15 protein-coding genes are annotated in these 14053 nt (G+C 67.2%); 8 read left to right on the forward strand and 7 right to left on the reverse strand.

What is annotated here, in order from left to right; all coding sequences use genetic code 11:
- Positions 1-17: 17 nt before the first annotated feature.
- On the reverse strand, positions 18-1316 hold the full coding sequence (locus tag SOM47_RS09920) for a NupC/NupG family nucleoside CNT transporter (RefSeq protein WP_042615331.1): 1299 nt from the start codon (positions 1314-1316) through the stop codon (positions 18-20).
- Positions 1317-1507: 191 nt separating this feature from the next.
- Here SOM47_RS09920 and SOM47_RS09925 point away from each other — a divergent pair, with 191 nt between their 5' ends.
- The 3 genes from SOM47_RS09925 (at position 1508) to SOM47_RS09935 (ending at position 3601) form a co-directional block, all read left to right on the forward strand.
- Positions 1508-2479, forward strand: coding sequence for a potassium channel beta subunit family protein (locus tag SOM47_RS09925; protein WP_042613694.1), 972 nt, complete (start codon positions 1508-1510; stop codon positions 2477-2479).
- Between the two features lie 195 nt (positions 2480-2674).
- Positions 2675-2869 carry a hemin uptake protein HemP gene (gene hemP / locus SOM47_RS09930; protein ID WP_042613695.1) on the forward strand — a complete coding sequence of 65 codons (195 nt, stop codon included), beginning with the start codon at positions 2675-2677 and terminating at the stop codon, positions 2867-2869.
- A gap of 177 nt (positions 2870-3046) precedes the next feature.
- Positions 3047-3601: a hypothetical protein gene (locus SOM47_RS09935; protein WP_042613696.1), complete on the forward strand. Its 555-nt coding sequence runs from the start codon at positions 3047-3049 to the stop codon at positions 3599-3601.
- A gap of 11 nt (positions 3602-3612) precedes the next feature.
- Here SOM47_RS09935 and SOM47_RS09940 read toward each other — a convergent pair whose 3' ends face one another.
- The 5 genes from SOM47_RS09940 to SOM47_RS09960 all read right to left on the reverse strand — a co-directional run bounded on the left by SOM47_RS09940 (position 3613) and on the right by SOM47_RS09960 (position 8654).
- Entirely contained in the window at positions 3613-3951 is a 339-nt protein-coding gene (locus tag SOM47_RS09940; RefSeq protein WP_042613704.1) for a DMT family protein, read from the reverse strand.
- A gap of 116 nt (positions 3952-4067) precedes the next feature.
- Complete coding sequence (locus tag SOM47_RS09945) at positions 4068-4802, reverse strand: alginate lyase family protein (protein WP_052811940.1); 735 nt, start codon at positions 4800-4802, stop codon at positions 4068-4070.
- Positions 4778-5155, reverse strand: a complete 378-nt coding sequence (locus SOM47_RS09950) for a hypothetical protein (RefSeq protein ID WP_052811941.1) — start codon at positions 5153-5155, stop codon at positions 4778-4780. The genes SOM47_RS09945 and SOM47_RS09950 overlap by 25 nt, the downstream gene beginning before the upstream one ends.
- A 338-nt stretch (positions 5156-5493) precedes the next feature.
- Entirely contained in the window at positions 5494-8010 is a 2517-nt protein-coding gene (locus tag SOM47_RS09955; RefSeq protein WP_320505462.1) for an ABC transporter permease, read from the reverse strand.
- Positions 8007-8654 (reverse strand): ABC transporter ATP-binding protein, encoded by a 648-nt coding sequence (locus SOM47_RS09960; RefSeq protein ID WP_320505479.1) that lies wholly within the window; start codon positions 8652-8654, stop codon positions 8007-8009. The genes SOM47_RS09955 and SOM47_RS09960 overlap by 4 nt, the downstream gene beginning before the upstream one ends.
- A gap of 75 nt (positions 8655-8729) precedes the next feature.
- Here SOM47_RS09960 and SOM47_RS09965 point away from each other — a divergent pair, with 75 nt between their 5' ends.
- From SOM47_RS09965 to SOM47_RS09975, 3 genes are all read left to right on the forward strand, one after another.
- Entirely contained in the window at positions 8730-9374 is a 645-nt protein-coding gene (locus SOM47_RS09965) for an arylesterase (RefSeq protein WP_042613698.1), read from the forward strand.
- 87 nt (positions 9375-9461) lie between these two features.
- Entirely contained in the window at positions 9462-10175 is a 714-nt protein-coding gene (locus SOM47_RS09970; protein WP_042613699.1) for a response regulator transcription factor, read from the forward strand.
- Between the two features lie 107 nt (positions 10176-10282).
- Positions 10283-11554, forward strand: coding sequence for a sensor histidine kinase (locus SOM47_RS09975; protein ID WP_042613700.1), 1272 nt, complete (start codon positions 10283-10285; stop codon positions 11552-11554).
- 93 nt (positions 11555-11647) lie between these two features.
- Here the strand turns inward: SOM47_RS09975 and SOM47_RS09980 are convergent, their stop codons facing one another.
- Positions 11648-12355, reverse strand: a complete 708-nt coding sequence (locus SOM47_RS09980; RefSeq protein ID WP_042613701.1) for an SGNH/GDSL hydrolase family protein — start codon at positions 12353-12355, stop codon at positions 11648-11650.
- A 199-nt stretch (positions 12356-12554) separates the two neighbouring features.
- Here SOM47_RS09980 and SOM47_RS09985 point away from each other — a divergent pair, with 199 nt between their 5' ends.
- Positions 12555-12935 (forward strand): diacylglycerol kinase, encoded by a 381-nt coding sequence (locus SOM47_RS09985; RefSeq protein WP_042613702.1) that lies wholly within the window; start codon positions 12555-12557, stop codon positions 12933-12935.
- A 33-nt stretch (positions 12936-12968) separates the two neighbouring features.
- Positions 12969-13721 (forward strand): TerC family protein, encoded by a 753-nt coding sequence (locus SOM47_RS09990; RefSeq protein WP_042613703.1) that lies wholly within the window; start codon positions 12969-12971, stop codon positions 13719-13721.
- Positions 13722-14053 lie beyond the last annotated feature (332 nt).

Below are 14053 nucleotides of genomic sequence, written 5' to 3' on the forward strand. Positions count from 1 at the left end.
GGTGGTACCCGAGGGTATCAACCAAAGTGGGTCAGGACGCCGGCGATCGTGGCGGTCATGAAAGTAGCAATGGTACCGCCCAGCACGGCGCGCAGGCCGAACCGGGCCAGATCCTGGCGTCGTTCCGGGGCCAGGCCCCCGATGCCGCCGATCTGGATCGCGATGGAGCTGAAGTTGGCGAAGCCGCACAGCGCATAGGTGGCGATCAGGCGGCCTTCTTCGGACAAGGTAACGCCCGGGACCTGGCCGTTGATGATGCGCGACAGTTCGCTGTAGGCGACGAACTCGTTGATCACCACCTTCTGGCCGATCAGCGAGCCGACCGTGCTGGCATCGGCCCACGGGGTGCCGATCACCCAGGCGATCGGGGCCAGCAGATAGCCGAAGATGGTGGACAGGTTGGTCGGGCGACCGATCGCCGCGGCCAGGCCGGTGACATCACCCAGCCAGGTCAACGGGGCATTCAGCAGCGCGATCAGCGCGATGAAGGCCAGCAGCATCGCACCGATGTTCAGTGCCAGCCGCAGGCCATCCGCAGCGCCACCGGCGGCGGCGTCGATGATGTTGCTGGAGGTCTTCTCCACTTCCATCTTCACCGTGCCACGGGTCAGCGGGGTGCCGGTTTCCGGGATCAGCAGCTTGGCCACCACCAGCGTTGCCGGCGCGGCCATGATGCTGGCGGCCAGCAGGTGCTTGGCATAGAAGGCCTGGGATTCCGGATCGCCGCCGCCGAGCATGCCGACGTAGGCCGCCAGCACGCCACCGGCGATGTGGGCCATGCCGCCAATCATCATCGTCAGCAGCTCCGATTCGGTCATCCGCGAAATGTAGGGGCGTACCGTCAGCGGGGCTTCGGTCTGGCCGATGAACACACTGGCGCAGACGCTGGTGGTTTCCGCACCGGACACGCGCATCACCTTGGTGATCGCCAGCGCCATCACGCGCACGATCGCCTGCATCACGTTGAGGTGGTACAGCACGCCCATCAGCGCGGAGAAGAAGATGATGGTCGGCAACACCTGGAAGGCGAAGATGAAGCCGTAGCTCTCCACGTTCATCAGCGAGCCGAAGATGAAGCCGGAGCCTTCGTTGACGAAGCTCAGCACCTTCACGAAGCCATGGCCGAGCGCATCGAACACGTCGCGGCCACCCGGTACCAGCAGCACCACGGCGGCAAATGCGATCTGCAGCAGCAGGCCGGTCGCGACCAGCTTCCAGTCCACCGCGCGTTTGTTGTTGGAGAACAGCCAGGTAATGCCGATGAGCACCGCCAGACCAAACAGGCCGAAGCCGATCCTGCCCAAACCTTCGACCATGTTGAATCCCCTGACGGCACCGCGAAAAACGGGAAGCCTAGAGCAGGGCAGGGGCCGGGGCAAGGAAAAGCGCGTAGCGAGGGGCGATCAGCGCCGATCCGCGCGGTATTGACAAGGCCTGCAGGCGACATGGCGCGGTTAGAATGAACCCCCTTCCGGCCCGATCTGCGGGCCTGCAGCAGGAGTTGTGCATGCTCTACCGCCGCCTTGGAACCTCCGGGTTGAAGCTTTCCGCGCTGTCCTTCGGCGCCTGGGTCACCTTTGGCAGCCAGGTGGCCCGGGACCAGGCGCGCAACCTGGTCGCGGCGGCCTGGGACAACGGCATCAACTTCTTCGACAACGCCGAGGGTTATGCAAATGGCCGCGCCGAGCAGGTGATGGGCGATGTGATCGCTGACCTGCGGCTGCCGCGCGATGGCTTCTGCGTGTCCAGCAAGGTGTTCTTCGGCAGTGCGCTGGACCCGGCACCGACCCAGCGCGGGCTGTCGCGCAAGCATGTGACCGATGCCTGCGATGCGGCGCTGAAGCGGCTGCGGGTGGATTATCTGGACCTGTATTACTGCCACCGTCCCGACCCGGATACCCCGATCGCAGAAACCGTGCATGCGATGGACACCTTGGTCCGGCAGGGCAAGGTGCTGTACTGGGGCACCTCGGAATGGTCAGCGACGCAGATCCAGGAAGCGCTGGACATCGCCCGCCAGCACAACCTGCAGGGCCCCACGATGGAGCAGCCGCAGTACAACCTGCTGCACCGCGACCGGGTCGAGCGCGAGTACGCCCCCCTGTACGCCGAGGCCGGGCTGGGCACCACCACCTTCTCGCCGCTGGCGTCGGGCCTGCTGACCGGCAAGTACAACGACGGCTTCCCGGCCGGTTCGCGGTTGGGGCTGGATGACATGGCCTGGCTGCAGGACATCGTGCTGGGTGCCGACGGCGCCGCGCGCCTGCAACAGGTACGACACTACACCGCACTGGCGTCCGAGCTGGGCGTCGCCCCGGCCACCCTGGCCATCGCCTGGTGCCTGCGCAATCCGAACGTTTCCAGCGTGATCCTGGGCGCCAGCCGGGTCGAGCAGCTGCTGCAGAACCTGCAGGCGCTTGATCTGGTGGGGACGCTGGAAGACGGTGTGTGGGGCCGGGTGGAAGCGGTGTTCGCCTGACGGCGGTAGCGCCGAGCCACGCTCGGCGGGGCTTCCGGGGATCCGCCGAGCGTGGCTCGGAGCTACCATTGATAGTTCAAGGCTATTGAAATTCTGAGTTCAATCATCAATCCCATCAATCAATTTGAGAATGGGTGTTGATTGCGAACTGAGAATCGTTATCATTTGAGTCGTCCCTCGCACCGAGTCCAGACGATGAATGCTCAAGCAGTGCTGCTTCGTCCCGAAACCCTGACCCTCCGTGAGCGCCCGGTCCGTGCCGTGCCCGCCGAGGAAGTGATCGACAGCGGGGCCCTGCTGAAAGGGCGTCGCGAGATCCTCATCCAACATGGTGACCGCTTCTATCGGCTGCGCCACACCAGCAACGACAAGCTGATCCTGACCAAGTAAACGGGTCGGCCGCCTCTCTCCGGAGGCAGCGCCGCGCCGTGGCGCGATGCGGTCACCACGGGCGGTCGTCCCTTCTGTCTCTCTCCCCCTCGGTCTTCCGGCCAACGCCTTCGTGGCGCTGGTGGCGGCCCCGGGGGATCCCTTTCTGCACGGCCAGGTGCACAACACGGTGATCCCATGAGCAGAGCCTTGTCCGCAGTACGCGCGACGATGCCGCGCGGCCTTCCGTCATCGCAGTCCATCAGCCGGCCTACCGCCCGTCAGCTGGCCGCCCTCGGCGCCGTGCTGTGCCTGTACCGGGCCGACCGCAACGAGTTGGCCGGTTGGCAGGAAGCCGTTGCCGCCCACGCCTGCCAAGGTCTGGACAGCGAAGGTGTACGGGAGAGCCTGTGCTTCACCGATGCACGCGGCCGCTGCTGCTGGCGGCTGTACCTGCTGCCGGACAGCGATTTCCTCGCCTGGGACCGGCTTGTGGCCGGGCTGGCGGTACGTTCGGTTGCCGACGACGATGCCAGTGTCGGCGAGCGCCTGTGGCGGCGCCTGGCCGGCAGCCTGGGCGGGCAGCGCTGGCGCATGTGCGCGGTGCAGCTGCACGCGGTGGAGCAGGGCAGCGGACTGGCGGCAAGCCTCGCGTCGCTGTCATCGCTGGGCAGCGCGACCGCCCGGCGCATCGCACGGCTGGAAAGCGCCGAAGGCGCGGCAGAATCGGCTCCGCTCGCCCTGCACGCCTGAGGCGTGCGGGGTCACTCCTTGAACATCAGCAGGGCGGCGACCACGATCAGCGCGAATGCCGCGTAGTGGTTCCACTTCAGCGGCTGGTCGAGGTAGAACGCGGAGAACAACGCGAACACCACCAGGGTGATGACTTCCTGCATGCCCTTGAGCTGCGGTGCCGAATACACCGCACTGCCGAGCCGGTTGCCCGGCACCTGCAGGCAGTACTCGAAGAACGCGATTCCCCAGCTGATCAGGATCACCGTCATCAACGGTGCGCTCTTGAATTTCAGGTGTCCATACCAGGCGAAGGTCATGAAGATGTTGCTGCCCAGGAGCAGCAGCACGGGATAGAGGTACTGGGCCATGTCGATCACGCCGGTGGGGTCGGCGGATTATGCGCCTGCGGCGTGCGCGAAAGGTCAACAGTGCTTATTCCTCGAGCGCGGAGCCGTGGGTCAGGGTCTCCCAAAGGAAATGGAAATCACCTTGGCTGGGACGATGCCCAGCCAGCCACGCCGCAGTGTGCGGGAGTGCCTGGCGCAGGCGGCCCCCGAAGTGCGCGTAGCCTATCTCCAGCGTGCCGCGCATCTGAAACCAGTTTGCCCTTGCACAACCATGCAGGAACAACGGGGCGCGCCAGCATGTCGGTGTGGAACTCCATCGCAGCGACCAGTCGTTCGCCCTGCGCCTGGTACAGGCTGCCACCCTGCAGGCGGTTGGTTTCGGCTGCGTTTAGATAGGCGGCCAGACCATAGGCCGTATGCTCCAGGTCGCGGCAGGTTTCTTCCGCCAGTCCGGCCGCCATGACGGTCTGGCCGAACCATAGGGTTTCGATGGGCGTCGCACAGATGGGGCGCGGCAGCGGGGAGGCACCATCGACCGGCATGTAGACATAGGTAGGCAAGCGGGTACTCCAATCCTCCACCGCACTGTTGTAGAGGTCGCGACGATCGGTGTAGATGGCCATGTTCATGCGCGCCTCGACGCCGCTGGCGTGCCAGTTCCCTCCGGGGCAGGGTCCCATGCGGTCGATGTCCGGCAGATACTGCGCGATCAGCCATTCGCCGAAGCGTCGGGCATCCGCTTCCGGCCACGCCGTGCTGGTGTGCCGGATGAGTTCGGCCGCACGCGTCCACAATTGCGCAGTCCAGGACGCCTGCAGCGGCGCGTTGCTGTTGGCGTGGCCACCGGTCAGCGTGGTGGCCCAGGCGTCCATGATCTCCACGGCCTTGGTGCATGCGCCTCCTCGCCCAGGTAAGCCCACAGCAGCGCATGCGTATACGCGGCCTGGGCATCGTCGCGTTCGGGCTTGCAGCCGATGCTGGGTTTGTCGAAGGAACCACATTCCACACGCGCGAACGGGGTGGCGACATGCTCCAGCGACGCCAAGGGGCTCTGGCGCATGGCGGCCATGGCGGTGGTCTTGAGTGGATCGCCGGCCCGCAGCGCGTCCCGCGTTGCCTGCAGCGCGGGCGCGTCGAGCAGGATGCCGGGATGGACGAACGCCTGCCCGTGGGCGAGGGCGGGGGACAACAGGGCAAGTGAGAGCAGCAGTACGGGGGCGCGCATCGGGGCAGTCTCCTTGAAGGAGTCTCCACGCTAATCGCGTCTGGTTCCGAGGGTTATCGGCCAAGACCCGGCTTCCGCGTCGGTAATGCCCGCTGTCCGCCGCAGTGTATTTTCCATGGGCCGGACATATCCCGCCGACCATGGGTCGGCGCTACCGGGTTCCGTCTACGCGAGCCGCGGCCCCGGAACCTGTCAGGGCGTCGGGTGGGTGGGCCATGCAGGACCGTCTGTTCGCATGGATGCGAACAGCGAGCCCCCATGGACGGGTTTACGGCGTGTCCTGCATGGCCTACCCACCCGGCGTCGGCACGTAGCCGAGCGCCCCTCCCACCTGCAGGCTATGCCTCGCGCAACGCCAGCGCCGGCGGCGTATGCAGGATCCGCCGCGTGCCCCACCATCCGGCGAACACACTCAGCGCCACCCCGCACGCACCACCGGCCAGCAACCCCGGCCACGGCGGCAACAGCGCCAGTTCGAACACCTGCCGCGACACCACCACCCCGATGATCGCCGCCGCACCCACCGCCAGGATCGCCGCCAGCAGTCCCAGCGCACCGAACTCCACCAGCACCGCACCGCGCAGCTGGCGCCGCGTGGCCCCCAGCGTGCGCAGCACCGCGCTGTCGTAGCGCCGCTCGCCAGCGGTCGACTGCAGCGCCGCCAGCAGCACCAGCACGCCGGCCAGCAGGCTGAAACCCATCACCACCTGGATCGCCTGCGCGACCCGGTCCATCACCTGCCGCACCTCGCTGATCAGTCCATCGATATCCAGCAGCGACAGGTTCGGCTGCTCGCGTACCAGCTGGCCCAGTCCGGCCGCCTTGGCGCGCGGCAGATGGAAGGCCGAGATCAGGTTGTGCGGGGCATCGCCGACCGCATTGGCGTTGACCAGCACGAAGAAGTTGACCCGGAAGCTGTTCCACTCGGCCTTGCGGATGCTGGTGATGGTGTAGTCACGCTGCTGTTCGCCGACCTGCAGTGTCACCCGGTCACCCAGCTTGGCGCCGTAGCGGCTGGCCCAGCCTTCTTCCACAGAAGCCTCGGCGGCGGTGCTGTCGGCGGCCCAGAAACGGCCCTCCAGCAGCTGGTTGGCCGGCGGGAAGGTGGTGCGCCAGCTGAAGTTCAGCGGCCGGTCGCGGTCGTTGTCCGCAGCGCCTGCTGGCTGCGTGCCGTTGTCCTGCGCCGCGTCCTGGTCATCCCCACGCCGACGCGGTGCGTCACCGTTCAATGCCAGCAGGCGACCGGTGGCGAACGGTTCCACGCTGGCATCCACCGCACCCTGCGCGGTCAGCGCATCCAGCACGATCTGGCGCTGGTCCGGCTGGATGTTCATCAGGAAATAGTTCGGTGTATCCGCCGGCAGGCGGTCGCGCCACTGCTGCAGCAGGCCCGGACCGACCACGGCCAGCATCAACAGCGAACACAGCGACAACGACAGCCCGACCAGCTGCATCACCGCCAGCGCGCGGCGGCGGGTCAACGCGGCCAGGCCGAGCCGCCAGTTGCCGTGCAGGCGATGCTGCAGGCCGCGCACCAGCATCAGCAGGGCAAAGCCCCCACCGGCGGCCAGCAGCGCCAGCGCGGCCAGTCCGCCGAGCACCCACAGCGCCAGCTTGAGGTCGCCGGTGACCTGCACGGTCAGCGCCAGGCTGGCCAGCAGGGCGCCGGCATACACCAGCAGCGAGGCCGGTGGCAGGGTGGCGAAACTGCGGTTGAGCACGCGCATCGGCGGCACGTTGCGCAGCCGCAGCAGCGGCGGCAGGCCGAAGCCAAGCAGCAACAGCAGGCCGATGCCCGCACCGGTCAACGCCGGCATGGCCTGCGGCAACGGCAGCCGCTGCGGCACCAGCCCGCCGAGGATCTGCACCAGTCCTTCCTGCGCCGCCATGCCGACCAGCACACCGACCACACAGGCCGGGATCGCCATCAACAACAGCTGCAGCGCCAGGCTGCCAAGGATGTCGCGCTGACGCGCCCCCAGGCAGCGCAATACGGCAACCTGGTCGATGCGGCTCAGCGCGAAACGGTTGGCCGCCAGCGCGGTGGCGACGCCGGACAACAGCACCGCCAGCAAGGCACTCAAGCCGAGGAAACGCCCGGCCAGCTGGAACGACTCACGTACCCCGCGCTGGGTATCGCCCACGCCGAGCAGGCGCAGTCCCTGCACGCGCGGTTGCAGCCACTGGCGGAACTGGGCGATGGCCTCCGGCTCGCCGACGAACATCGTGCGGTAGCTGATGCGGCTGCCCGGATCGAGCAGGCCGGTGCCCTCCACGTCGGCGCGGTTGACCAGCAGGGTGGGCGACAGGGTGAGCAGTTCGCTGGACGTATCCGGTTCGGATTCGATGCTGCCAGCTACCCGCAGCGTGCCTGCGCCGAACTCCAGTGCATCGCCGATGCGCAGGTCCAGGGCCTGCAGCAGGCGTGGGTCAGCAAAGGCTTCCCCGCGTGCTGGTGCAGCGGCGGCTTCGTTCAACACGGCATCGGCGCCGGTCCGCACACGCAGTTGGCCGCGCAGCGGGTAACCGGCTTCCACCGCCTTGATGGTGGCCATCTGGCTGGCTTCGCCATGGAACAGCACGCTGCCGAAGGCGGCAATGCGGGTGCTCTGCAGTCCGCGCCGGGTGCCTTCGCCGACCAGTTCGGCCGGCGCTTCGGCGCGCCCGCTGATGCCGAGGTCACCGCCCAGCATCTCCGCGGTGCTGTTGGCCAGCGCCAGGTTGACCCGGTCCACCAGCGTGCCGACCGCGGTCATCACCGCCACGCCCAGCACCAGGGCGGCAAACACCGTCAGCAGGTCGCCGGCCAGCGCTTCGCGGCGCAGCGAACGCAGCGCGTGGCGCAGCAGGTTCATGCGTCCGCCCCGTGCGTGACCTGCTGCAGGCGACCGTTGTCGATGCGATGGATGAACTGGCAGCGCTGCGCCAGGCGCAGGTCGTGGGTGACCAGCACCAGGGTGGTGGCGCTGTCGGCATTCAAGGCGAACAGCAGGTCGCTGATGTGCTGGCCGGTGGCCTGGTCCAGCGAGCCGGTTGGTTCATCGGCGAACAGGATGCGCGGGCGCGCCACGAAGGCGCGTGCCAGCGCCACGCGCTGTTGTTCGCCACCGGACAGCTGGCGCGGGTAGTGCCGCGCGCGGCGCGCCAGGCCCACCGCTTCCAGCACCTGTTCGACCCGGGCAGGATCCTCGCGCCCGGCCAGTTCCAGCGGCAGGGCGATGTTCTCCGCCGCGGTCAGCGCCGGCAGCAGGTGGAAGCTCTGGAACACGAAGCCGACCTCGCGCGCGCGCAGCTGGGCCCGGGCTTCTTCGTCCAGGCTGCCGAGCACGCTGCCGGCCAAGGTGATGCTGCCGCGGCTGGGCAGGTCCAGCCCGGCCAGCAGGCCGAGCAGGGTGGTCTTGCCCGAACCGGAGGCGCCGACGATGGCAACCGAGGTGCCTTCATGTACCGTCATGCTGATGTTGTCCAGTATGTGGACTTCACCCTCCGGGCCATGCACGGATTTGCCGACCTGGTCGACGGCGATGGCGACGGGCGCGCTGCGGGGGGACAGGCTGTCGATGAGGAGACTCCAATGCGCGTTACAGGACAAGGCCGGAACATCGGCCGGATGGGAATGCTGCTGGCATGGTTGCTGCTGTTGCCGGTGCTGGCGTGTGCCAAAGGTCAAGCAACCACTGTGCTGGTGCTCGGCGACAGCCTCAGCGCCGCCCACAATATCCCGGCCGGCACCGGCTGGGTGGACCTGCTGGGCAAGCGGCTCAGCACCCGTTCGGGCTCGCCGGCTCGGGTGGTCAATGCCAGCATGAGCGGAGAAACCACCGCCGGGGCGGCGACCCGCCTGCCGGGACTGCTGGCGCGGGAGAAGCCCGGCGTGGTGGTCATCGCGCTGGGCGGCAACGATGCGCTGCGCGGGCTGACCCCCGCCCAGATCCGCGCCAACCTGGAGAAGATGATCGTGGCCAGCCAGCAGGGCGGCGCCAAGGTGCTGATGCTCGGCATTGATGTGCCGCCGAACTATGGTCCGGCGTACCGGCAGCGCCTGGCCGCGGTGTATCGCGCGCTGGCCGACCAGTACAAGGTGCCCCTGCTGCCGTTCCTGCTGGAGGGCGTCGCGCTGCAGCCGGGAATGATGCAGTCCGACGGCCTGCACCCCACCGCCAGCGCCCAGCCGAAGGTGCTTTCCAACGTCTGGCCGCTGCTGCAGCCGCTGCTCTGAAGCGTTCAGTGAGCGTGTGGATCCACTTCACGCCGCGTGCACCGTCGATCCGGCATGTTTCACAAAGCTGAAGTTAGAGGGAAGACCATGCGTCAGACGAAGGAAACCTCCGGCCTTGTTCTGGTCGTCGAGGACAACCGCAATATCTCCGAGATGATCGGTGAGTATCTGGAAGGTCGTGGTTTCGAGGTCGACTACGCCCAGGACGGCTTGGACGGTTATCGTCTGGCGGCCGAAAACAGCTACGACGTGGTCGTGCTGGACCTGATGCTGCCGCGCCTGGACGGCATCGAAGTCTGCCGCCGCCTGCGCAATGACGCCCGCAAGTCAACGCCGGTGCTGATGCTGACCGCCCGCGATACGCTGGATGACAAGCTCACCGGCCTGGGCTTTGGCGCCGATGACTACCTGACCAAGCCGTTCGCCATCCAGGAACTGGAAGCACGCCTGCGTGCCCTGATCCGTCGTGAGCGCCGGCAGGTGGGTTCGGAAGTGCTGAAGGTCGCCGACCTGGTGCTGGATCCGGTGAGCATGCGCGCCACCCGCGCCGGCACTGAACTGCAGCTTTCGCCGATCGGCCTGCGCCTGCTGACCATCCTGATGCGCGAATCGCCGCGCGTGGTCACCCGGCAGGAAATCGAACGCGAGATCTGGGGCAACGGGCTGCCGGATTCGGACACCCTGCGCAGCCATCTGTACAACCTGCGCAAGATCATCGACAAGCCGTTCGACCGCCCGCTGCTGCATACCGTGCAGAGTGCGGGTTACCGCATCGCCGATATCGCCCAGCCGATGGGCTGACATCGCCGTCATGATCCCTGTGCAGGCCGCCAACGGCCCCTGCACGGGGGGCTGACGCACCCGCTGCCTATACTCGGCGCGGCCATCTTCTGTAGTGACTCCGCCTGATGCCGCACGGCCTGCCGCGCAAGATACGTATCGCTTTCATCCTGCAGGCCATGCTGGCCAGCCTCGGCATTCTGCTTGGTGCGTGGCTGGTGTCGCTGGTGATCAAGCACAGCCTGGTCAGCGCTGCACTGCGCGAGGAAGCGGCGTATTTCTGGACGCTGCATGAGGCCTCGCCGACCCAGCCGCCGCCCAATACCCAGAACATCCGCGGCTACCTGGTGGAAACCGGGCGCTCCAGTCTTTCGCTGCCGGCCAACCTGCGCGAACTTCCGGCCGGTTTCCATGAACTGCGCCGCGACGACCAGCTGGTCTGGGTGGACGTGCGTCCGGAGGGACGGCTGTACCTGGTGTTCCTGCGCTCACGCGCGGAGTTGCTGGCGTTCTGGTTCGGCATCGTGCCGGTGCTGTTGACCCTGCTGGCGGTGTACGGCGCCAGCTGGGTCACTTACCGCGCTTCCAAACGGCTGGTATCGCCGGTCAACTGGCTGGCGCGCCGGGTATCGCGCTGGGATCCGGCCAAGCCGCAGGCCAGCGACCTGGATCCGCAGAAGCTGCCCGCCGACATGCAGGGGGAGACCCGGCAGCTGGCCGCCGCCTTGCATTCGCTGGCCAACCGGGTCACCGAGAATGTCGCCCGCGAGCGCAACTTCACCCGCGATGCCAGCCATGAGCTGCGTACTCCGCTCACCGTGATCCGGGTTGCCAGTGACATGGCGCTGGCCGACGAGACCGCGTCGCCGCGCCAGCAGCGCAGCCTGCAGCGCATCCAGCGCGCCGGCCGCGAGATGGAGGCGGTGATCGATGCCTTCCTGATCCTGGCGCGCGAAGCCGATGTCGAGCCGCAGATGGAGATGTTCGACGTGGTGGAGGTGGTGCGCCACGAGGTGGACACCGCCACCGAACTGATGGCCGATCGGCCGGTGCACGTGGAGCTGCACGCCAGTGGCGTGGTCGAGCTGCACGGACCGCCGCGGGTGCTGCAGGTGGTGATCAGCAACCTGGTGCGCAACGCCTGCAACTACACCGACGAGGGTCGCGTGGACGTGTTCGTCGAACACGACCGGGTGCGCGTGCACGATACCGGCATCGGCATGTCACCCGACGCGCTGGAAAAGGCCTTCGAGCCGTTCTACCGTGCCGAGCCGGACCGCCCGCAGGGCACCGGGCTGGGCCTGTCGATCGTGCGCCGTCTGTGCGACCGCTTCGGCTGGAAGGTCACCCTGACCAGCCAGCCGGGCAAGGGCACCGAGGCCACCGTCATCTTCCGCTGAACCCGGATGCAGGTAGCGCCGAGCCATGCTCGGCGAGCGAAGCGGACGCGGAAAGCATGACGGCCAGCGGCCGTCGCTACCGCGGCGGGCGGTTCAATCGCAGCTGACCTTGGGCGCCAGCGCCTTCTTCCAGATCGCATACCCGGCCGGCGTCATGTGCAGCATGTCCTCGCGGAACAGCGATGGATCGGGTTGTCCGTCGCGGCCCAGCATCGGCGTGTAGATGTCGGTGTAGCCAGTCCTGGGCAGGGCGGCCAGCGCGCTGCGGATCATCGTGTTGGCTTCGATGATGCCCGGCAGCAGGTGTGCACGCGACGGGCTCGGCTTGATCGAAATGTACTCCACCGTCGTCGACGGCAGGTCGCGGTGCACGCGGGCTACGAAGGCGACCACGTCGTCGCGGACCTGGGCCGGCGTGCGGCCACTGTTGAGGTCGTTGTCGCCGGCGTACAGGAACACCTTGCAGGGGGCGTAGGGCACTACGATGCGGTCGGCGTACCAGGTGCTGTCGCGCACTTCCGAGCCGCCGAATCCGCGGTTGAACACCGGCTTGCCCGGGAAATCGGCGGCCAGGCTGTCCCACATGCGGATAGAGGAACTGCCGACGAATTCGATGCCCTCGCGCGGCGGCGGGCTGGCCTGGTCGGCCTTGGCGAAGGCAGCCATGTCACCGGCCCAGGCCACGTTGGACACTTCTTCGGGTACCTGCGCGGGCCGCGGCGGCGACAGCGCGTGGGCGAAGCCGGCGGTGGACAGGCCGAGGGCGAGGGCGAGCAGCAGCGGGCGGCGTGGCAGGTTCATCAAAAACTCCGACAAGGTGCAGCGTTCGATGATAACGGGGCGGGAGCGCCGCTGCCGGCCGCGGCGGGATGGCAGGCAGGGCCTTATGGCAAAATAGGCGCCTGCTGCCCACCCTGGCCTTACATGACCGTCCGCTTCCTGTCCCTGCGGTTGCTTCGTTGCGACCTGATCGCCTGCGATCCCGCCGGAGCACGCTCCCATGGCTGACCAGTTCGGCCACATGCCGCGCGGACCGCGTCGCATCCTGCAGGCCGCGCGCTGGTCGTGGCAGGGGCTGCGCGCGGCCTGGCTGCACGAATCCTCGTTCCGGCTGGAAGCCTGGCTGCTGCTGCTGTTCACCCCGGTAGCGCTGTGGCTGGGTGACAGTGCGATCGAACGCATCCTGATGATCGGCTCGATGCTGCTGGTACTGGCCACCGAGCTGTTGAATTCGGCCATCGAGGCGGTGATCGAGCGCTACGGTCCGGAGATCCACGAACTGGCCGGTCGTGCCAAGGACATGGGCTCGGCCGCGGTATTCGTGCTGATGATGAATGTGCTGCTGTGCTGGGGGCTGATCCTGGTCCCGCGCTTGTTCTGACACCCTCTCCCGACTTACTTCGAAGACCTTCCCATGCCTTTTGTTGAACTCCTTTCAGATCCGAACGTCTGGTTGACCCTGCTTACGCTGAGTGCGCTGGAAATCGTGCTCGGCATTGACAACCTGGTGTTCATTTCCATCGCGGTCAGCAAGCTGCCCGAAGCACGCCGTCCGTTCGCGCGCAAGCTGGGCATCGCGGTGGCCTGCATCACCCGCATCCTGCTGCTGGTGTCGCTGGCTTACCTGGCGCACATGCAGGCCAACCTGTTCACCGTGGCCGGCATGGGCATTTCCATCCGTGACCTGGTGCTGATCCTGGGCGGGCTGTTCCTGATCATCAAGGGCGGCATGGAAATCCGCGAGCTGATCACCGGCGGCGAGGACGAAGATCCGACCACCACCAAGGCCTCGGCGGTGTTCGGGATGGTGATCCTGCAGATCGCGATCATCGACATCGTGTTCTCGCTGGACTCGGTCATCACCGCCGTCGGCATTGCCGACCACGTGCCGGTGATGGTGGCGGCGATCCTGCTGTCGGTGGCGGTGATGCTGCTGGCGGCCAACCCGCTGGGCCGCTTCATCGACGCCAACCCGACGGTGAAGATGCTGGCGCTGGCCTTCATCCTTCTGATCGGCGCGGTCCTGATCCTGGATGGCCTGGACGTGCACGTGCCCAAGCCGTACATCTATGCGGCGATGGGGTTCTCGGTGCTGGTGGAGTGGTTGAACCTGCTGATGCGGCGCCGTGCGGTGGCCCATCACGTGCCGGGTGCCGGCAACTGGTGATCAGGTGTGGTTGCCGGGCCTGCGGCCCGGCTGCCCGCTTTTTGAAGCAACGTCAACGTCAACGTCAAAAGCGGGATCGCTTGTTGGCGGGGCGGGGGTGGGTTGGCGGGGGACGGCAAAGGCCGCTCCTGCGGGCCTCGTTTCGCGCCATCCATGGCGCTCAACGCCCCCGCCAACCCACCCCGCCCCACCTTCGACAGGTCTATGGTGGCCCGGACATGCGGGCCTGGTAGCGCCGACCCATGGTCGGCGGAATCTTCCCGCCAACGGCCCGCTGCGCTCGCCGAGCATGGCTCGGCGCTACCGCTTTTCATTTTTTTTTACGCGGCTGG

The organism is Stenotrophomonas sp. CFBP8980 (assembly GCF_034046095.1).
GTDB lineage: Bacteria > Pseudomonadota > Gammaproteobacteria > Xanthomonadales > Xanthomonadaceae > Stenotrophomonas > Stenotrophomonas lacuserhaii.